Annotated in this window: 19 protein-coding genes; 6 read left to right on the top strand and 13 right to left on the bottom strand. The window is 68.4% G+C overall.

Features of this window, described 5'->3' with window-relative positions; genetic code table 11:
* The first annotated feature begins 2 nt into the window (after positions 1-2).
* Together C8J26_RS04760 and C8J26_RS04755 are read left to right on the top strand one after the other, a co-directional pair.
* A complete protein-coding gene (locus C8J26_RS04760; protein ID WP_107956881.1) occupies positions 3-857 on the top strand; it encodes an ABC transporter permease in 855 nt (284 codons plus the stop codon).
* Entirely contained in the window at positions 857-2,125 is a 1,269-nt protein-coding gene (locus C8J26_RS04755) for a serine hydrolase (protein ID WP_107956880.1), read from the top strand. The genes C8J26_RS04760 and C8J26_RS04755 overlap by 1 nt, the downstream gene beginning before the upstream one ends.
* A 168-nt stretch (positions 2,126-2,293) precedes the next feature.
* Here C8J26_RS04755 and C8J26_RS04750 read toward each other — a convergent pair whose 3' ends face one another.
* The 13 genes from C8J26_RS04750 to C8J26_RS04685 all read right to left on the bottom strand — a co-directional run bounded on the left by C8J26_RS04750 (position 2,294) and on the right by C8J26_RS04685 (position 16,342).
* Positions 2,294-2,797: a GNAT family N-acetyltransferase gene (locus C8J26_RS04750; RefSeq protein WP_244185155.1), complete on the bottom strand. Its 504-nt coding sequence runs from the start codon at positions 2,795-2,797 to the stop codon at positions 2,294-2,296.
* A 65-nt stretch (positions 2,798-2,862) separates the two neighbouring features.
* Complete coding sequence (locus C8J26_RS04745) at positions 2,863-3,645, bottom strand: LysR family transcriptional regulator (RefSeq protein WP_107956878.1); 783 nt, start codon at positions 3,643-3,645, stop codon at positions 2,863-2,865.
* 10 nt (positions 3,646-3,655) lie between these two features.
* Positions 3,656-4,054: a Co2+/Mg2+ efflux protein ApaG gene (gene apaG / locus C8J26_RS04740; RefSeq protein ID WP_056411617.1), complete on the bottom strand. Its 399-nt coding sequence runs from the start codon at positions 4,052-4,054 to the stop codon at positions 3,656-3,658.
* On the bottom strand, positions 4,051-5,256 hold the full coding sequence (locus tag C8J26_RS04735; protein WP_107956877.1) for a trans-sulfuration enzyme family protein: 1,206 nt from the start codon (positions 5,254-5,256) through the stop codon (positions 4,051-4,053). The genes apaG and C8J26_RS04735 overlap by 4 nt, the downstream gene beginning before the upstream one ends.
* Positions 5,257-5,319: 63 nt before the next feature.
* Positions 5,320-6,420, bottom strand: a complete 1,101-nt coding sequence (locus C8J26_RS04730; RefSeq protein WP_107956876.1) for a glycosyltransferase family 2 protein — start codon at positions 6,418-6,420, stop codon at positions 5,320-5,322.
* Positions 6,417-7,463, bottom strand: coding sequence for a 3-isopropylmalate dehydrogenase (leuB, locus tag C8J26_RS04725; RefSeq protein ID WP_107957077.1), 1,047 nt, complete (start codon positions 7,461-7,463; stop codon positions 6,417-6,419). The genes C8J26_RS04730 and leuB overlap by 4 nt, the downstream gene beginning before the upstream one ends.
* 40 nt (positions 7,464-7,503) lie before the next feature.
* Positions 7,504-8,235, bottom strand: a complete 732-nt coding sequence (recO, locus tag C8J26_RS04720; protein WP_107956875.1) for a DNA repair protein RecO — start codon at positions 8,233-8,235, stop codon at positions 7,504-7,506.
* Between the two features lie 225 nt (positions 8,236-8,460).
* A complete protein-coding gene (locus C8J26_RS04710) occupies positions 8,461-9,405 on the bottom strand; it encodes a GNAT family N-acetyltransferase (RefSeq protein ID WP_107956873.1) in 945 nt (314 codons plus the stop codon).
* Positions 9,402-10,364 (bottom strand): polysaccharide deacetylase family protein, encoded by a 963-nt coding sequence (locus tag C8J26_RS04705; RefSeq protein WP_056411628.1) that lies wholly within the window; start codon positions 10,362-10,364, stop codon positions 9,402-9,404. Before C8J26_RS04705 ends, C8J26_RS04710 begins: the two co-directional genes overlap by 4 nt.
* Before the next feature lie 128 nt (positions 10,365-10,492).
* Positions 10,493-12,418 (bottom strand): excinuclease ABC subunit UvrC, encoded by a 1,926-nt coding sequence (uvrC, locus tag C8J26_RS04700; protein ID WP_107956872.1) that lies wholly within the window; start codon positions 12,416-12,418, stop codon positions 10,493-10,495.
* 188 nt (positions 12,419-12,606) lie between these two features.
* Positions 12,607-13,137, bottom strand: coding sequence for a translation initiation factor IF-3 (infC, locus tag C8J26_RS04695; RefSeq protein WP_056411632.1), 531 nt, complete (start codon positions 13,135-13,137; stop codon positions 12,607-12,609).
* Between the two features lie 99 nt (positions 13,138-13,236).
* The gene (thrS, locus tag C8J26_RS04690) at positions 13,237-15,228 is read right to left on the bottom strand and encodes a threonine--tRNA ligase (protein WP_107956871.1); all 1,992 of its coding nucleotides are present in this window, start codon (positions 15,226-15,228) and stop codon (positions 13,237-13,239) included.
* Positions 15,229-15,526: 298 nt separating this feature from the next.
* The gene (locus C8J26_RS04685) at positions 15,527-16,342 is read right to left on the bottom strand and encodes an LD-carboxypeptidase (RefSeq protein WP_107956870.1); all 816 of its coding nucleotides are present in this window, start codon (positions 16,340-16,342) and stop codon (positions 15,527-15,529) included.
* 48 nt (positions 16,343-16,390) lie between these two features.
* Between C8J26_RS04685 and C8J26_RS04680 the strand changes: the two genes are divergently transcribed.
* The 4 genes from C8J26_RS04680 (at position 16,391) to C8J26_RS04665 (ending at position 19,805) form a co-directional block, all read left to right on the top strand.
* Positions 16,391-17,815: a UDP-N-acetylmuramate--L-alanine ligase gene (locus C8J26_RS04680; protein ID WP_107956869.1), complete on the top strand. Its 1,425-nt coding sequence runs from the start codon at positions 16,391-16,393 to the stop codon at positions 17,813-17,815.
* A gap of 25 nt (positions 17,816-17,840) precedes the next feature.
* Complete coding sequence (locus C8J26_RS04675) at positions 17,841-18,095, top strand: DUF6356 family protein (protein WP_107956868.1); 255 nt, start codon at positions 17,841-17,843, stop codon at positions 18,093-18,095.
* A 115-nt stretch (positions 18,096-18,210) separates the two neighbouring features.
* Entirely contained in the window at positions 18,211-18,966 is a 756-nt protein-coding gene (locus tag C8J26_RS04670) for an alpha/beta fold hydrolase (protein ID WP_107956867.1), read from the top strand.
* Entirely contained in the window at positions 18,963-19,805 is an 843-nt protein-coding gene (locus tag C8J26_RS04665) for a tetratricopeptide repeat protein (RefSeq protein ID WP_107956866.1), read from the top strand. The genes C8J26_RS04670 and C8J26_RS04665 overlap by 4 nt, the downstream gene beginning before the upstream one ends.
* The last annotated feature ends 45 nt before the right edge of the window (positions 19,806-19,850 follow it).

Genomic DNA, 19,850 nt, shown 5'->3' with positions numbered 1-19,850 from the left:
CCATGAGCAGCCAGCCCCCAATCGGTGAAATCCATTCGGCGGTGCATTCCGCCCCCGGCGTTCCCGTCATCAAGAGCGTGAACTGGGAGGGATTGCGAACCCTCTATATCAAGGAGGTGCGCCGTTTCTTCAAGGTGCAGCTTCAGACGGTGTGGGCACCGGCGATCACGACCCTCCTGTTTCTGATCGTGTTCACCATCGCGACCGGCGCGAAAAGCCCGGTTCCGGTCGATGGCCAGATCGTCGCGTTCGCCGATTTCATCGCCCCCGGCCTGATCATCGCGCAGGGGATGATGGGGCCGGCGTTCGCCAATGCGAGCTTCTCGCTGCTGGTCGGCAAGATGCAGGGGACGATCGTCGATTATCTCCAGCCGCCCTTGTCGACGGGTGAGTTGCTGGGTGCGCTGGTCGGTGGCGCGGTGACGCGCGCGGTCATCGTCGGGGTCGTGGTGTGGGCCGCAATGGCGCTGTATCCGGGCGTGCACGTCACGCCGCACGCGCCGCTTGCGATCGTCTGGTTCGGGTTGCTCGGCGCGGTGTTCCTGGCGTTGCTCGGCGTGCTGACGTCGATCTGGGCGGACAAGTTCGATCATGCCGCGGCGGTCACCAACTTCGTGATCGCGCCGCTCTCGCTGCTGTCGGGCACCTTCTATTCGGTCGACAAGCTGGCCCCCGCCTTCCGCGCGTTCAGCCATGCGAACCCGTTTTTCTACATCATCTCGGGCTTTCGCTACGGGTTCCTGGGGATCGCCGATTCGCCGGTTATGATCGGCGGGATCGTGATCCTGGTGATCGACGTCGTGCTCGCAACCTTGTGCTACCGGTTGCTCAAGAGCGGGTGGAAGCTGAAGAACTGATGCGCGCGCTCACGCTCTGGCTGGTCGCGCTGGTGGTAGCCTTGCTGCCGGTCGGTGCGGTGGCGCAGGGCGTGGCCGATCCGGCGCTGCGGGCAAAGGCGGATGCGCTGGTCGCGATCCTCGACGGACGCGGCGCGTATGACGCGTATTTCGCCGCGAGCTTCCGCGACAAGGTGCCGCAGGCGCAGTTCGCGACGATCGTCGCGCAGTTGAAGGCGACTCTCGGCACGCCGCAGACGATCGAGTCGCTGACCGCCACGTCGGCCTGGTCCGCAGATCTGGTCGTCGGCTATGCGCGGGGGACGGCGAGCGTTCGCCTCGCGCTCGATCCGGCCGCGCCGCATGCCGCGACCGGTCTGCTGATCACCGGCACCGCCGCGCGCGACGACAGCCTCGCCAAGATCGAGGCGGAATTTCGTGCGTTGCCGGGGGCCAGCGGTTTCGGGCTGTACGCGCTCGGCGACGGCAAGCCGGAGCCGATTCTTGAGTATCGTGCCGATATCGTCGCGCCGCTCGGGTCTGCGTTCAAGCTCTGGGTGCTGGCGGAACTCGCGCGGCAGGTGGCGGCGGACGAGCGGCATTGGGCCGATGTCGTGAAGGTCGGTGCGCCGTCGCTCCCCTCCGGCGTGCTGCAGACCTGGCCCGCGGGATCGCCTGCGACCTTGCAGACGCTGGCGACGCTGATGATCTCGATCAGCGACAACACCGCGACCGATACGCTGCTGACGACGCTCGGCCGCGCGAAGGTCGATGCGATGGCGGAGGGCGCGGGCGGCAGCGTGCCCGTGATGACGACTCGGGAGATGTTCGCGCTGAAGGGCGATCCCGCGCTGGCGAAGCAGTGGGCTGCCGGGTCGGTCGTCGGCCGGCGCGCGCTGCTGGTCGACCATGCGGTGAAGATTGCGACGACGAAGCTCGACATGAGCGTCTTTGCGGGCAAGCCCGTGGCGGTCGACAGCGTCGAATGGTTTGCCAGCCCGGCAGCGATGGCGGGGCTGCTGGATCGGTTGCGTGCGGCGGACGACACGACCCGGGCGATCCTGGCGGTCAATGCCGGCGTCGATCCGGGGATCGCGGCGCGGTTTCGCTATGTCGGGTTCAAGGGTGGCGGCGAGCCGGGGGTGCTCAGCCTGAACTATCTCGTCCAGGCGAAGGACGGGCGCTGGTATGCCGCGACCGGGAACTGGCACCGCGCGGACGATGCGGTGAACGAGCTGCGGTTCGCGGGGCTGATGGGGCGGGCGCTGGCGGTGTTGGCGGCGCGGTAGGGGCACGCCCCCAAGGGCCATGCCATCCTTTTGGCCGCCTCCCCGGCGAAGGCCGGGGCCCAGTTGGGGGACGTCGCCAACTGAGGGCAGTGCGCGGTTACGACCACCTGTCCACCTGGGCCCCGGCCTCCGCCGGGGTGGTGCGGACTGTGGGATTGGTTCCGGTAATCAGGCTCGCCCGGCGGCCTGCCAGCTGTCCGCGCAGAGCCCGTAGATCAGGCTGTCACGCAGGCCGAGATGCGTCTCCCACTCGCCCTGCAACAGCCGCTCGCGCCGGAACCCCAGCCGCTCGAGCAACGTGATCGACGCCGCATTCTCGGTATCGGCATCCGCGAACACGCGCTTGCGCCCTTCGGCGAACAGCCGGTCGATCACCGCGGACACCGCCTCGCGTGCGATCCCCCGCCCCCAGGCTTCGCGCGCGAGGATGAAGCCGATCTCGGTCACCCCGGCCCCGTCGGCCTCGCTGCCCGAGACCCAGCCGATCGCGCGATCGTCGCCGGTGCGCGTGATCGCCCAGGTGCGCTGGTTGCCCGGCGCGGCCTCCTCGGCGAGATAGGTGCGGACGTCGTCGACGCTGCCGAGCGGACCATCGGCGGAATAGGTCATCAGATCCGCATCGGCGAGCATCGGGTGCAGCGCCGACGCATCCCCCTCGACGAGCGGGCGCAAGCGCAGCCGTCGCGTCCTGAGGACCGGCGAGACGCCGGCCCGCCGTGGTCTACGCCCGTGCTGCCTCACGCGGTGAGGGCGTCCACGAGCGCCCGGACCTTCTTCTGGCGCCACTGCGGCAGCGGGGCGACGAGCCAGTAGCCGCCCTTGGACGGCTGCGGTTCGCCGACGATTCGCACGCGTGCCTGCGCAAGGTCGCGGCGGGCGAGCAGTTCGGGCACGGTCGCGCGGCCAAGGCCTGCCGCGGCCGCGTCGATCGCGAGCCCGGCGTCGGTGACGCGCACCAGCGCCACGCCGTCCTCACCCGACCAGGCGATCGCCGAGTCGCCATCCCTGCCGGGTGCCGCGATCGTCACCATGCCCTCGGACTCGATCGCCTCGCCCTCATGCTCGCCGGGGCCATCGCCCCAGCGGATCGCGAGATCGAGATTGGCCTCGGTGAAGTCGACATTCTCGTCCGCGGTGATCAGCACGAAGCGGAGTTCGGGATCGGCGTCGGCGATCTGCGCGAGCCGCGGCATCAGCCATTTCTCGGTCAGGTCGCGCGGCGCGGCGATCGTCAGCGATTTGGAGGACTGGCCGGCCTGCATCGCGCGAACCGCCTCCTCGAACTGGAGGAAGCCGCCGCGCAGCGCACCGAGGCCAGCCTCGGCTTCGGGGGTCAGTTCGAGCCCGCGCGTGGTGCGCCGGAACAGGACGACGCCGAGCGTATCCTCCAGCGCACGGATCTGCTGGCCGACTGCGGCGGGCGTGACCGCGAGTTCGTCCGCGGCGCGCGTGAACGACAGATGCCGCGCGGCCGCGTCGAGTACGCGCAGGCCGTTGAGCGGGAGATGCGTGCGCTTCATCGCGAACTCCTCAATGCAGCACCGCGGGCGCGAGGAGCGCGAAACGGGGGATCTCGACGTCGAAGATCGCGCCGTCCTCGCGGACCATGCGGTACGTGCCCTGCATCGCGCCCGATGGCGTCGCGAGCGGGCAGCCCGAGACGTAGTCGAAGCTGGCGCCCGGTTCGATCACCGGCTGTTCGCCGACCACGCCTTCGCCCTCGACCGAGTGACGCGCGCCGCGGCCGTCGGTGATCACCCAATGGCGGGTGAGCAGCTGGACGGTCTCGTCGCCCTCGTTCTCGAGGCGGATGTGGTAGGCCCAGAACCAGCGGCCACGCTCGGGTTCGGACTGTTCGGGCAAATAGCTGACCGACACGCGCACCGTTACCCCATCGGTCGTCGCCGCGTTGGGGAACAGCGCCTTCATAGACCGGCCTTGCTCAGCGCCTGGTCGAGATCGTCGATCACGTCCTGCGCGTCCTCGAGCCCGACGTTGATGCGGAGCAACCCTTCGGTCACGCCCATCTCGGCCTGCTTGTCGGGCGAGACGCTCGCGTGCGTGGTCGAGGCCGGATGTGTCATCAGCGAGCGCGAGTCGCCGATGTTGTTCGAGATGTCGACCAGTTCGAGCCCGTCGAGCAACGAATGCGCCTGTTCGCGCCCCTCGACCTCGAACGCGAAGATCGGGCCGCACGCGTCCATCTGACGCATCGCGAGTTCGTGCTGCGGATGGCTCGGCAGGAAGGGGTGCAGGACGCGCGGCACGCGGCCTTCGAGGAATTGCCCGACCTTCATCGCGTTCTCGGACTGGCGGTGGATCCGCAGGTCGAGCGTTTCGAGGCCCTTGAGCACGACCCACGCGTTGAACGGCGACAGCGTCGGCCCGGTGTTGCGCGTGAAGGGCAGCAGCGTGTTGGTGATAAAATCCTCGGTCCCGCAGACCGCGCCGGCGAGCACGCGGCCCTGCCCGTCCATCATCTTGGTTGCGCTATAGGCGGTGACGTCCGCGCCGAACTCCATCGGCCGCTGGAGCGCCGGCGTCGCGAACGCATTGTCGACCACCGTGGTGATGCCGCGTTCGCGCGCGATGTCGCAGATCGCCTTCAGGTCGGCGATGTCCATCGTCGGGTTGGCGGGCGTCTCGAAAAAGAACACCTTGGTCTCCGGGCGGACCGCGTCGAGGAACGCCTGCGGATCACGCGCATCGACGATCGTCGTGGCGATCCCGAACTTCGGCAGCAGCGTGTCGGTCAGCCAGCGGCACGAGCCGAACGCCGCGCGGCCGCCGACGAGGTGGTCGCCGGTCTGCAGCTGGCAGAGCAACGCCGCGGTCATCGCCGCCATGCCGGTCGCCATCGTCCGGCACGCCTCGGCGCCCTCCAGCAGCGCGATCCGCTCCTCGAGCATCTGCACCGTCGGGTTCTGGAGGCGGGAATAGGTCATCCCCTCCTGCTCGCCGGCAAAGCGCGCCGCGGCGTCGCCCGCCTTGTCGTAGCAATAGCCCGAGGTGAGGAACAACGCCTCCGACGTCTCGCCATATTCGCTGCGGGCAGTGCCGCCGCGGATGGCGCGCGTCGCGGGACGCCAATTTTGGGTGATCGAACGATCCTGGCCGGTCTTGCGCTTCATGCGCGCCGCTTTGCCGCTGGGGAGCCGCGATGACAAGCCTTGCGGCCGTAACGGTCGCTCGCCCTAGTACCGCCCCCAAGTGAATTTCGACGACAGTGCGTAGTTCCACACCGCGCCGACCAGCACGCCAATCAGAGCCGACGCCGCCCAGGCGCCGTCGCGCATCTCGTACAGGAACGCCGCGATACCGACATTGGCGACCGCGCCGACCGAGCAGATCACCGCGAACGAGACCCAGCCGTCGACGAGTTGCCGCCACCCCTTAAGCCGGCGATCGCGATAGGTCAGCGCGTTGTTGAGGAAGAAGTTGAAGGTGAGCGCGGCGAGGGTCGCGACGATCTCGGCCAGCACGAACTTCGCGCCGACCCCGACGAACAGCGCGGTCAGCACCGCCATGTGGATGCCGACGCCGAGCACGCCGATCGCGGAGAACATCGCGAACCGCACCGGCACGAACCGTCCGAACATCCGGTCGTACAGCGCGATCAGATATTCCATCGCGACGACGTGATCGAGCTTGCTTTCGCCCTCGGTGCGGCAGCGGAAGGTGTAGGGGACCTCGACGAAGCGGAGCGGCTGCGGGCTGGCGGTCAGCAGGTCGAGCAGAATCTTGAACCCGATCGCCGACAGCGACGGCGCGAGCTGGCGGACGATGTCGGTGCGGATCATGAAGAACCCGCTCATCGGATCGTTGAGATCGCACTTCAGCACGCGCCGCGAAAGCCGGGTGGCGAGTGCCGACTTGGCGACGCGGTCGCTGTCCCATTCGCCGGTGCAGCCGCCGGTGACGAAGCGCGAGCCGATCGCCACCTCCGCCTCGCCGGTCTTGAGCAGGTCGAGCATCGCGGGCAGCACGGTCTCGTCATGCTGGAGGTCGCCGTCGATGACCGCCACGAACGGCGCCGCGGTGGCGCACATCCCCTCGATGCACGCCGACGACAGCCCGCGCCGGCCGATCCGCTGGATCACGCGCACCCGCGTATCGAGCCGCGCGATCGCGCGCGCGGCGTCGGCGGTCCCGTCGGGACTGTCGTCGTCGACGAAGATCGCCTCCCACCGGCGCCCGACGAGCGCCTGATCGAGCTTAGCGATCAACGTCGCGACATTGCCCTTCTCGTTGAACGTCGGGATGACGATCGCGAGCTCGAGAAGGGCGCCGGTCAAGCGAGGTTGGCCAACACCGCATCGCCCATCTCACGGGTCGTCAGCGTGCCGCCCAGATCGGGCGTGCGTGCGCCGCCGAGAATCGCCGCGGCAACTGCGGCCTCGATCCGGTCGGCTGCGTCGGGCAGGTCGAGCGAGTGGCGCAGCATCATCGCCGCGGACAGGATCGCGGCGCACGGATTGGCCTTGCCCTGCCCGGCGATGTCGGGCGCGCTGCCGTGGATCGGTTCGTACATGCCCTTGTTCGAGTCGTTGAGCGCAGCGGACGGGAGCATGCCGATCGAGCCCGCGCACATCGACGCCTCGTCGGACAGGATGTCGCCGAACAGGTTGCCGGTGACGATCACGTCGAACTGGCCGGGGTTGCGGACCATCTGCATCGCCGCGTTGTCGACATACATGTGACTGAGCTCGACATCGGGATAGTCGGCCGACACCTCGATCACGACGTCGCGCCAGAGCTGCGAGGTTTCGAGCACATTGGCCTTGTCGACCGACAACAGCTTGCCCTTGCGCGTGCGTGCGGTCTCGAAGCCGACGCGGGCGATGCGCGCGATCTCGGCTTCGTCGTAGCGCATCTCGTCATGGCCTTCGCGCAGGCCGTCGGCGGTGGTGCGGATACCCTTTACGCCGAAATACACGTCGCCGGTCAGTTCGCGGACGATGACCATGTCGATCGACCGGGCGATCTCGGGGCGCAGCGCGGACGCATCCTCGAGGCCTGCGAACAGCTTGGCGGGACGCAGGTTCGCGAACAGGCCGAGGGCCTTGCGCAGGCCGAGAATGGCTTGCTCGGGGCGGAACTGGCGCTCGAGCGCATCGCAATCGGGATCGCCGACCGCACCGAACAGGATGGCGTCGGCACGGCGAGCAAGGTCGAGCGTCTCAGTCGGCAGCGGATGACCCGCCGCCTTGAACGCGGCGCCGCCGACAAGGCCCTCTTCATAGGTCAGGTCGAGGCCGAGCGTATCGAGCACCCGGCGCGCTTCCGCGGTGACTTCGGGTCCGATGCCGTCGCCGGCCAGTATCGCGATCAAGGGCATGTGCGTTCCTCCTGCGCGGCCCTTGCCGGGCGGTGCGCGCTCACGCAACCGCCCTTTTGAGCCGATCGACCAGCCGATCGCGCGCCGCCAACGGGTCGGCGCGCCGGTCGACGAGGATGTCGCGCGCGAGGAAATGGCCGGTCAACCGCAGCCCGTCGAAGATGTCGGGCCAGTCCGCCTCCCCGCCGACCATCAGGAAGGTAGGCAATCTGAGCAGCTTGGCCTCATAGCCGAACGCCGCCCCGCGCGAGACCGCGGCACCGCTCTTGGGGCTGACGAAACCGAGATCGTCCGCGGTGCCGCTCGCGACGCACCGGTCGAGGTCGAGCCCGAAGCCGAGTTCCGCCAGCATCAGCAATTCATACCGCACCAGCGCAGCGGCCCAGCCGCGCGCGGACGGCGCCGCCTCGATCGCGCCGAGCACGCCGTCGAGCGCGTCGTGGATCTGCGGATAGGGCTGCGCTTCGGGCAACGCCGCCGCGGTCAGCGCGGTGGCCCATTCGAGCGCGCCTGCCGCCAGCGGCTCGCCGTGCATCTGCGCGCGGCTGTGGATGAGTTCGGCGGTGAGCGAGGCGAGCTGTTCGCCGGTGCGCGCGCGCCATTCGCCCTGGATGACGTTCGCCTGCAGCAGCACCGGCCGCATCGCGCGCGACCGCCCGCCGCGGACATAGCCGGGTTGCACGCCGTCGTTGCGGGTCAGCGCGCGCACGATCGCGCCATGCTCGCCGTGCTGACGGACGGCGACGACGATGGCGGCTGCGCGGAGGTGCATGAGGGGCCTATACCCCGGTCGTCTCGGGAGCGGGAGGGGCCGGCGCCCCGCCATCCCACCACACCACCGTCATCCTGACGAAAGTCAGGATCCAGGGTAACGAGTGTCGCCCTGCGTGGCTCTGGATCCTGACTTTCGTCAGGATGACGGCGGGGGTGTGGGGCCTGCGATTCGCGGTGCGACGACATGGGTTCGTCACCTTGCCTGGGACTGGCAATCGCGACCCTAGCGGCGGATCTTCCTCGCGAACCTCGCCAACGCCGGATGCGTCGCCACCCGCTTGGCAGACGCCATCGCGCCGTCGAACCCACGCAGCGCGGCCAGTGTCGCGCGGTTGCCCAGCGTCGGCCGCAGCATCAGCACATCGACGCACGCCGTCCCCGCGGTCGAGAATTGGCGTTTGTGCTGGCCCTCCCCCTCGGTAAAGTCGAACCGTGCGAACCGGGCTTCCGCGAACAGGTCGCGCATCGCCTCGACCTGGAGCACCGCGCCGGGCGACAGGTCGTTATGCGCCGGATCGTGCCCGACATGATCGTATCGCAGCGATTCTCCCTCGGCGGTGCAGCAGAGATACGCGACCGGCGCGCCCTCGACGAACAGCAGCCACGCGCGCAGCCGGTCCGCGTCGGCGAGCGACTGGAGATCGCGCACCGACGCCGCATCGTCGGGCAGTCCCGATCCGAGCAGCTTTTCCTGATAGGTCGCCGCCGATACCGTGCGGGCGAGCGGGTGGAAGACCGTGAACGCCGCCGCATCGTGATAGCGCCGGATATCGAGCGCGCCGCCGTTCGCCGCGGCGAGCTTCTTCGCCTTGCGCTTGATCCCCGAGCGCGCGCTGCCCGACAGGCCGGCGAGCCACGCCGCCTCGCCCGCCGCCAGATCGACATGATAGCGGACATAGCGCTGGCGGACGACCGCGATCAGGCCATTGCCGTCAAGGCCGGCGAGCATCGTCTCGGGCAGCGACGTCACCAGATAGCCGTCGGCCTCGTCGGGTAGCGTGGGCAGTGCGAATGGGGCCTTTTCTGCCGACGAAGCCAGCACGGCGTCGAGCGAGAACGGCACGCGCACCAGTCGTCGCGCTACCGTCGCCAGCGTCCGCGCGCCGATCTGGAACTTCAGCGCCAGCCGTCGAACGCGCGGGTCCGCCGTCGCCGGCGGCGCGGTCATGAGCGTTCCTCGACCCAGTTCGACCAGAGTTGCTCGGCTTGCCGCCAGCGCATGCGCAACCGGTCCGGCGCGAGCGGCACGTCGGGATGACCGAGCGCGAGCGGGGGGCGATCCGCGAAATGATGCGTCGGCAATGCCGCGCGCATCTCGTCGAGCATCGCGCACAAAGCGCGGAAACGCCGGACATGCACCGCGTTGGGCCGCGTCCCGCTCCGGTTGGCGAGTTCGAACCCGTGGCTGACGATCGTCACCGCGCCATGCCCCGACACCGCGGCATGTTCGAGCGCGTCATAGCTCTCGCCGGCGGACAGCGCGCAAAGCTGGAACGTGCGCACCCGGTCGCGCCGCTCCTCGATCACCGTGACCGGCACCTCGATCACGCCGCCGTCGCGGCTGCGCTGCACCGGTGCGATCTGTTGCGCGGGCAGCGAGATCCGGCTCGTATGGGGTGCTTCGGAGCCGTTGTGGCTGCTGTCATAGGTGAAACCCAGCGTCGACAGCGCGGTCAACGTGTCGTCATTGGCGGCATAGCTGCCTGCGCGAAACGCGATCGGCTTGGGCGCGCCGGCTTCGACCAGCAGATCGGTCGCGCGCACCAGCAGGTCGATCTGCTCGGCCAGGCTATAGTCGTAGAGCTGGAAGCGGCCGTGATGCTCGCCCCGGTCCCCCCGCCGCGCCGCGGTCCAGTTCGGGTGGAGATGCAGCTGGATTTCCTGCCCGGCGGCGAGGATCGTCTCGACCATCCGCCGCACGGGCGCGAGGCCGTAGACGAGCGCGGGCATCGGATCGACGAAGAAACAGGCCTTGAGCGAATGCCGGGCGAGTTCCGCAAGCTGGTAGCTCAGCCCGACCCCGGCGGGTTCGAGCGACCGCGCATAGATCTCGTCAGAATCGCGCCCGGCCGCATGATGCCGCCAGGCGAATTCGGTATCGACGGTCAGGAAAACGGGCGTTGGCACGTCACAATGTAACAATGGCGAGTGAAGAATGGGTTTAGTTTTATGCAATCAGTTTGATCTGGATCTATTTCCACGAACGCAGCCTGGGTTTGGGGCAGGTGTGGCGCCCCGCAGCGCCCCCCGCCCCGTCACCGCGAATGGTAGAAGTCGTAGACCTGTTGCGCGACGCCCGCCGAGACTCCCGGCGCCTGTTGCAGATCCTGAAGGCTCGCGTTGCGCACCGCGCGGCCGGTGCCGAAATGCATCAGCAGCGCCTTTTTCCGCGCGGGGCCGATGCCGGGGACCTCGTCGAGCGGGCTCGCGCCGATCGCCTTGCTGCGCTTGTCGCGGTGGACGCCGATCGCGAACCGGTGGACCTCGTCGCGCAGCCGCTGGAGGTAGAACAGCACGGGCGCGTTGACGGGGAGCTGGAATTCGCGGCCGTCGAGCATGTGGAACACCTCGCGTCCGTCGCGGCCATGCTGCGGCCCCTTGGCGATCCCGACGAGACACACGTCCTCGACGCCGATCTCCTCGAGCGCGGCCTTGACCGTGTTGAGCTGCCCCTTGCCGCCATCGATCAGCACCAGGTCCGGCCATTCGCCCGAATCGCGATCGGGATCCTCGGCCTGCGCGCGCGCGAAGCGCCGCGTGAAGACCTCGCGCATCATCCCGAAATCGTCGCCCGGGATGGTGTCCTTGTCCTTGATGTTGAACTTTCGATACTGGCCCTTGCGGAAGCCCTCCGGCCCCGCGACCACCATCGCGCCGGTCGCGGCGGTGCCTTGGATATGGCTGTTGTCGTAGATCTCGATCCGTTGCGGCGGCTCGGCGAGGTCGAACAGGTCGGCGACCTCGCGCAGGAGCTTGGCCTGCGTGGTCGATTCGGCCTGGCGGCGCTCGATCGCCTCGATCGCGTTGCGCTTGGCCTGATCCATCAGGCGGCGGCGATCGCCGCGCTGCGGGACCTGGAGCGCGACCTTGTAGCCCGCGCGCTCGCCCAGCGCCTCGACCAGCAGCGCGGCCTCGGGCAGTTCGCGGTCGAGCAGGATCTGGCGTGCGGGCGGCACGTCCTCGTAGAACTGGCCGAGGAAGCTGGTGAGCACCTCGTCCTCGGGGACGTCGTTGGTGTGCTGCGGGAAGAAGCTGCGATGCCCCCAGTTCTGGCCGCCGCGGATGAAGAACGCCTGGATGCCGATCAGCCCGTCCTTGCACGCCATCGCGAAGATATCCGCGTCGCCCACGCCCTCGGCATTGATCGCCTGCGTGCCCTGGATGAACGTCAGCGCCTTCAACCGGTCGCGCAGCAGCGCGGCGAGTTCGAAGTCCATATTCTCGGCCGCGGCCTGCATCTGCGCGCCGAGCTTGGCCTGCACGCCGGTCGACTTGCCCGCGAGGAAGCTCTTCGCGTCGTCGACCAGCTCCTTGTACGCGCCCTCGTCGATCCGGCCGACGCACGGCGCGGAGCAGCGCTTGATCTGGTAGAGCAGGCACGGCCGGTCGCGCGTCTTGAAGAAGCTGTCGGTGCAGCTGCGCAGCAGGAACAGCTTCTGGAGCGCGTTGAGCGTGTTGTTGACCGATCCGGCGCTCGCGAACGGGCCATAGTAATTGCCCTTCGCACGCCTGGCGCCGCGGTGCTTCTGGACGCGCGGGAAATCGTGATCGTCGCGCAGCAGGATGAAGGGGAAGCTCTTATCGTCGCGCAGCAACACGTTGTACGCGGGGCGATAGCGCTTGATGAGCTGCGATTCGAGCAGCAGCGCCTCGGCCTCGTTGTTGGTCGTGACGATCGTCATCGACCGGGTCTGCGACACCATCCGCTGGAGGCGCTTGGTCAGCCGCTCGACCTGGACATAGTTGGCGACGCGATTCCTGAGCGCGCGCGCCTTGCCGACATAGAGCACGTCGCCGCGCGCATCCTGCATGCGGTAGACGCCGGGGCGGACCGGCAGCGTGCCGAGCACGTTGCGGATCGCCGCGACGCCCGCCGCAAGGTCGGGCGCTTCACCACCGCCGCGCACCGCGAACGTGGATTTGTCTTCGTTGAATCGATCGGGGGAGTTGGGAGAGGACATTGCAGGGGAATCTAGGCGCTACCCCCCGCTTCCGCCACCGTTGGAAAAAATCTTAGATCCCGTGCGCTTGAACCGCTCGCTCCGGTCCCGGACACGACCCCGACCGTCGCAGACACGACAAAGGCCGGTCCGACCCCTGTCGAACCGGCCTTCCAGACCTGCATGCGCTGATACCAGCGCTGCCGGGGTTACTTCGGCGCGAGCACCATCAGCATCTGACGGCCTTCCATGCGCGGATACGCCTCGATCTTGGCGATCTCCGCGACGTCGTCCTGCACGCGCTTCAACAGGTTCATGCCCAGCTGGCCGTGGCTCAGCTCGCGGCCACGGAAGCGCAGCGTGATCTTGACCTTGTCGCCCTCGCCGATGAAGTCGTTCACCTTCTTCATCTTCGTGTCGTAATCATGGTCGTCGATGTTCGGACGCATCTTGATCTCCTTGATCTCCTGCGTCTTCTGCGACTTGCGTGCGAGGTTCGCCTTCTTCTGCGCCTCGTACTTGAACTTGCCGACATCGAGGAACTTGGCGACGGGCGGATCGGCGTTGGGCGAAACTTCAACCAGGTCCAGGCCGTGTTCGGCCGCCTGCTCGATCGCTTCGCGCGTGAACATCACGCCCAGATTCTCGCCCTCGTGATCGATCACGCGGACCTTCTGGCTCTGGATGAATTCGTTGAATCGCGGGCCGTTCATCGCGGGCGCCTGCATCGGCCGGCGCATCGTGGGAGGACGTATGGGGGTTGCTCCTGTTGTTTCTGACGAAGTATTTGGGCCGGCTTATAGCGCAGAAAGCTCTGCGCGGAAAGCCGGCCTCGTCCATCACATATCGGGTGCGCGCGCCTCGACCGCAACCCGTGCCGCCGCATCGTCGAGGCTCATCATCTCCTGGCCCTGGCTGCCGAGCCGCCGGATCGCGACCGTTCCCTCGTCCGCCTCGCGCTTGCCGACCACGAACAGCAGCGGCACCTTGGCCAGCGAATGCTCGCGCACCTTGTAGTTGATCTTCTCGTTGCGCAGATCGGTCTCGACCCGCATCCCCGCCTTGCGCAGGTCGGCCGCGACCTTGAGCGCATAGTCGTCCGCATCCGACACGATCGTCGCGACGACCACCTGCACCGGCGCCAGCCACAGCGGGAAACGCCCGGCATGATGCTCGATCAGGATACCGATGAACCGCTCGAACGTGCCGAGGATCGCGCGGTGGAGCATCACCGGCCGATGCCGCTCGCCATCCGCACCCACGTACGACGCGTCGAGTCGCTCGGGCAGCACGCGGTCCGACTGGATCGTGCCGACCTGCCACGTCCGCCCGATTGCATCGGTCAGGTGGAATTCGAGCTTGGGCGCATAGAACGCCCCCTCGCCCGGCAGCTCCTCGAACTTGTCCTTGATCGTGTCGGACAGCGTCGACTGCATCACCGCCTCGCGCAGCTCGGCCTCCGCCTTGTCCCACATCGCGTCGTCGCCGAACCGCTTCTCGGGCCGCAGCGCGAGCTTCACCGCATAGTCCTCGAAGCCCAGATGCTTGTAGACGCTGTCGAGCAGCTCGCAGAACTTGCGCACTTCCTCGACCAGCTGGTCCTCGCGGACGAAGATATGCGCGTCGTCCTGCGTGAACTGGCGGACGCGCATGATCCCGTGGAGCGCGCCATGCGGCTCGTTGCGGTGGCAGCAGCCAAACTCCGCCATCCGGATCGGCAGGTCGCGGTACGACTTGATCCCCTGCTTGAAGATCAGGACGTGCGCCGGGCAGTTCATCGGCTTGAGCGCCATCAGGTCGCCCTCGCCGGACAGCACCGCGCCCTCGTCTTCCACATTGGGGATCTCGTCGGGCACGACGAACATGTTCTCGCGATACTTGCCCCAGTGGCCCGACTGCTCCCACTGCTTGGCGTCCATCAGCTGCGGCGTCTTCACCTCGGCATAGTCCGCCGCGTCGAGCCGCCGGCGCATATACGCCTCGAGCTGGCGCCACAGCACGAAGCCGTTGGGATGCCAGAACACCGACCCCTGCGCCTCGGACTGGAGGTGGAACAGGTCCATCTCCTGCCCGATTTTCCGATGATCGCGCTTGGCAGCCTCCTCGAGCCGGAAGAGATGCTGGTCGAGCTGCTTCTTGTTGAGCCAGCCGGTGCCGTAGATGCGGCTGAGCATCGCGTTCTTCTGGTCACCGCGCCAATAGGCGCCGCTCACGCGCGTCAGCTTGAACGCGGCGGGATCGAGCTTGCCGGTCGAGACCATGTGCGGGCCGCGGCACATGTCGAGCCACTCGCCCTGGCGATAGATCGTCAGCTCCTCGCCCTCGGGCAGTTCGGCGGCCCATTCGGCCTTGAACGTCTCCCCCTGCTCGGTCCAGCGGTCGATCAGCTGCTGGCGGGTCCAGACCTCGCGCAGGAACGGCTCGTTCCGCGCGATGATCGCGCGCATCTCTGCCTCGATCGCGGGCAGGTCCTCGTCGGTGAACGGGCGATCCTTCGGCGCGAAATCGTAATAGAAGCCGTCATCGGTCGCCGGCCCGAAGGTGATCTGCGTGCCGGGGAACAGGTGCTGCACGGCCTCCGCCATCACATGCGCCAAATCATGCCGCACCAGCTCGAGCGCATCCGCCTCGTCGCGGGCGGTGACGAGCGCGAGCTGCGTATCGCCCTCAAACGGCCGGCTCAGGTCCCGCACCTGCCCATCGATCCGCGCGGCGAGCGCCGCCTTGGCGAGCCCCGGCCCGATCGCGGCGGCGACATCTGCGGGCGTAGTCCCGGGCGCAACCTCGCGGACGGAGCCGTCGGGAAGCGTAATGCGGAACATGGCGGACATGGGGAACTTTCTCGTGATGGAAGAGCGGCGCTTATGCCGTCGCGGGGCCGATATAGGCAACCCGCCTCGCACGGACACCCCGCCCCCGCCGTCATCCTGACGAAAGTCAGGACCCAGAGCCAAGCAGCGCGCCCCGCAACCCTGGGTCCCGGGTCAAGCCCGGGATGACGAAAATGGAGAGCCGGACCCCACCCGTCATCCGTCATCCCAGCGGAAGCTGGGATCTCCCAGTTCCAGCCCTACCGTCCGCCAACAGGAAGACCTCAGCGTGCGCTGGGGTGACGCTAATGGCGCGGCCTCAAACCACCCCGAACGGCACCACATGGTTCGCCTGCGTGTGTCCGATCTCGGCGCGCCCCAGATACGGCACGCCCATGTCGCGCGACCAGCGCACCATCATATAGTCCAGCGTCTCACCCCAGGCCGGCTCGTTCGCCTGCACCGCGGTCACCGCGCCCAGCCTAAGCCCCGCGATCCCCTTCAGCTGGGTTGCGTTGGCGACCTTGAACAGCATCCGGTCGATCGCATACATCGGCTCCGACACCTCCTCGACGATCAGCACGTGATCGGTCAGGTCGGGCAGCCACGGCGTCCCGATCAGCGACGTCAGGATCGACAGGTTGAACGCCGCCGAGGGCTGCCCGCGCAAGCCCGGCTCGAGCCCCGCCCGGTCGCCGCGCGCCATCCAGCCGAGCGACCGCGCGACCGTCGCCTCGCCGTCATGCCGGTGGATGTCGCTCACCATCGGCCCGTGCACCACCCGCCCGATCCGCCGCGCATAGAGCGCCCCCAGCAGGAACCCGACATCCGAATAGCCCAGATACGTCTTGTGCCGCGCCGCGCGGCCCAACTCGGGCACCACCATCTGCAGGATGCGGTTCGCGCCATAGCCCCCGCGCAGGAACCAGATCGCATCGAACGCCGGATCGTTCGCATACTCCAGAAACGCCGCCGCCCGCGCGAAATCCGACCCCGCGAAATGCCCGTCGGTCGCGGTGCATTGCGGATGAAACACCAGCTCGACCTCGGGAAACGCAGTCGCGGCATACGCCGTGATCGCAGGGATCGCCGAGGGATTGGTCCGGCTCGACGCGGCGAGAACACCGATGCGCATGGTTCGTCCTGTCTTGCCCCGTTACGCAACCGCCGATAGCGCGAGCGCATGGATATCACCAACCCCTCCGACCAGCCTGCCGCCTCCCCAGCCTATTTCTTCGTCGGCATCGGCGGCAGCGGCATGATGCCGCTCGCGATGATCCTGGCGGGCCGCGGCGCGACCGTCGCGGGATCGGACCGCAATCTCGACCAGGGCCGCGTCCCCGCCAAGTTCGCCGATCTCGCGACGAAGGGCGTCGCGCTGTTCCCGCAGGACGGCAGCGGCATCGTGTCCGCGGACCAGCGAGTCGTCGCCTCCGCCGCGATCGAGGCCACTGTCCCCGACATGATCGCCGCCGACGCGCTCGGCTGCCCGCGCGCCACCCGCGCCGAACTGCTCGCCTCGCTGTTCAACGACAGCCGCCTGCCGATCGGCGTGGCGGGGACCAGCGGCAAGTCGACCGTCACCGGCATGATCGGCTGGATCCTCCACGCGGTCGGCCGCGACCCGACCGTCATGAACGGCGCGGTGATGAAGAACTTCGCCACCGCCGACGCGCCGTTTGCGAGCGCATTGATCGGCGCCGGCGAGACTTTCGTCAGCGAGGTCGACGAAAGCGACGGCTCGATCGCGCATTATGCGCCGAGGATCGCAGTGCTCAACAATGTCAGCCTCGATCACAAGTCGCTCGAGGAACTGCGCGTGCTGTTCGGCGGCTTCATCGCGCGGGCCGAGACGGCAGTCGTCAACGCCAACGATCCCGACGCCGCAGCCCTCGCCTCGCGGCTGCCGCGCGGCCAGGTGACGACGTTTGCGATCGACGCCTCGGCCGACCTGCGCGCCGAAAACCTCAAGCCCGAACCGTTCGCAATCCAGTTCGACCTTGTCTCGCGCGGCGCCCGCACGCGCGTGAAGCTCGCCGTCCCCGGCCGCCACAACGTCTCGAATGCGCTTGCCGCGATCGGTGCGGCGATGGCGGCGGACGTGTCGCTGCCCGACGCGGTCAAAGCGATCGCGGGCTTTACCGGCCTGCGCCGCCGCTTCGACCTGGTCGGAGAAGCCGCCGGCGTCGCGGTGATCGACGATTTCGGCCACAACCCCGACAAGATCGCCGCCACGCTCGACACGCTCCACGCCTTTCCCGGCCGCCTGCTCCTCCTGTTCCAGCCGCACGGCTATGGCCCGCTCAAGGTCATGGGCACCGAACTCGTCGCCACCTTCGTCGAGCGGATGGCACCCGACGACCTGCTAGTCCTCCCCGACCCGGCTTATTATGGCGGCACGGTCACGCGCGAGGTCACCAGCGCCGACATCGTCGCGCAGATCGCCGCGGGAGGCCGGGACGCACGGCACATCGCCGACCGCGCGGAGGCCGCCGCCGCGCTGGTCGCCGAAGCCCGGCCCGGCGACCGGATCGTGGTAATGGGCGCGCGCGACGATACGCTGAGCGTGCTGGCCGCCGGCATGGTCGACGCGCTGGCCGCGCGATGATAGGGTGCGCCGCAGGAGACTGCCGATGTTTCGCCGCCTGTTCCTCGACCATCCCGCAACCGTCGGCGAAAGCTATGCCGAGCATTTCGGCGTCGCCAGCCGCTTCGGCCTGACGATGATCAAGGGCGGCCTCGGCGCGCTGGTCCACGCGGTCGTCCCCGCGCTGTGCAAGACGCGCGGCAGCGAGACGGTCGCCGAACTCCACCGCCAGATGGTCGAGAAACGCGGCGCGGTCGCCGCCGACCAGGCGCAGATGAAGACGGTCGAATTCATCATCTGACAAGGGCGAAGTCCGTCCCGTCGATCCTCCCCCGCCAGGGGGAGGGGGCGGCCGGCGTCAACCCTGGTTCCGTACCCTCTTCACCAGCCGCTTGAAGACAGTCTACAGCTGTTGGATGACCGATACGACCACGCAGCCCGCCGCCTCGCCTCCCGCCAAGGAGCGCCCGCGCCTCGCTTATCACCACACCCCGGGCACCGGGCCGACGATCGTGTTCCTGTCGGGCTATGCGTCCGACATGACCGGGACCAAGGCGGTGACGCTCGAGGCCTGGGCGAAGTCCGAGGGGCGTGCGTTCCTGCGGTTCGATTATGGCGGGTGCGGGCAGAGCGAGGGCGCGTTCGAGGAACAGACGCTGGCCGACTGGCGCGACGACGTGCTCGCGATGCTGGATGCGCTGGTCGAGGACGGCGCGGTGATCGTCGGGTCGTCGCTCGGCGGGTGGCTGATGCTGCTGGCGGCAAAGGCGCGGCCGGATCTGGTCAAGGGGCTGGTCGGCGTCGCGCCGGCGCCCGACTTCACCGACTGGGGCTTTACCACCGACGAGAAGATGGCGCTGCTGACCAGCGGGCGGCTGGAGCGCAAGAACCCGTACGGTCCGGCACCGACCGTCTATACCCGCGCCTTCTGGTCCTCGGGCGAGGCCAACCGGCTGATGTTTGGCGAGATCGCGTTCGATGGCCCGGTGCGGCTGGTGCAGGGCCAGCGCGACCCGGACGTGCCGTGGCAGCGGACCGCGCGGCTCGCCGAGCTGGTGCGTTCAGCCGATGTGCAGACATGGCTGGTCAAGGACGGCGACCACCGCCTGTCGCGCGACAGCGACATCTCCCTCATCATCCGGGCGGTTGAGGATGTGATCGCCGCCTTATGATCCTGCCATTGCTGCTTCTGTCGCTCGCGCAGGCCAGCCCTGCCGACGCCACGCCCAAGTCCAAGGTGGCGACGCCCAGGGCCGCCGCCGGTCCGCTCGAGATCCGGACCGACCGGTTGCAACGCTGCGTGGCGCTTGCCGAGAGCGATCCGGAGGCGGCGCGCGCGGAGGCTGGACGCTGGCGGATTGCAGGCGGGCGCTTTCTCGCGCGGGGTTGCGCCGGGCTCGCGTTCGCGGCGGAGAAGAGCTGGCCCTCGGCCGCGGGCGAGTTCGAGGACGCGGCGCGCGAGGCTCAACTCGCCAAGGATGCGGGGGCGGCCAATTACTGGGCGCAGGCGGGGAATGCGTGGCTGGCGGCGGCGCAACCCGCCAAGGCTCGCGCCGCGCTCGATTCGGCGCTGACCGCGGGGACGCTGACCGGGCTGCCGCTGGGCGAGGCGCAACTCGATCATGCGCGCGCGCTGGTGGCCACGGGCGATCTGGAATCGGCGCGGACCGATATCGACCTGGCGCTGACCAATGCCGCGGACGATCCGCTCGCGTGGCTGTTGTCGGCGACGCTGGCGCGACGCGAAGGCAATCCCGTGCGCGCCAAGAAGGATATCGGCGAGGCGTTGAAACGCTCGGCGGATGACGCGTCGGTGCAGCTCGAGGCGGGGAATATCGCCGCGCTGGCAGGCGACGAGGCTGGTGCGCGCGAGGCTTGGGGGCAGGCGGCGCGACTGGCGCCCGAGACGGCGGTGGGGCGGAGTGCGGTGACGGCGTTGCGGCAGTTCGACGCGGGGAGCAGCGCTCCGCGTGCCAACGCTCCCAGTACGAGCGCGCCGGTCGGACGCTAGCGTCCTTGTTCTCCCGCGAAGGCGGGAGCCCAGCCTGGGTCCCCG

The sequence above is a fragment of the Sphingomonas aurantiaca genome, from assembly GCF_003050705.1.
Classification (GTDB): domain Bacteria; phylum Pseudomonadota; class Alphaproteobacteria; order Sphingomonadales; family Sphingomonadaceae; genus Sphingomonas; species Sphingomonas aurantiaca.
The sequence above is the reverse complement of the archived record's forward strand: the minus strand, read 5'-3'. Positions and strand labels throughout refer to the sequence as shown.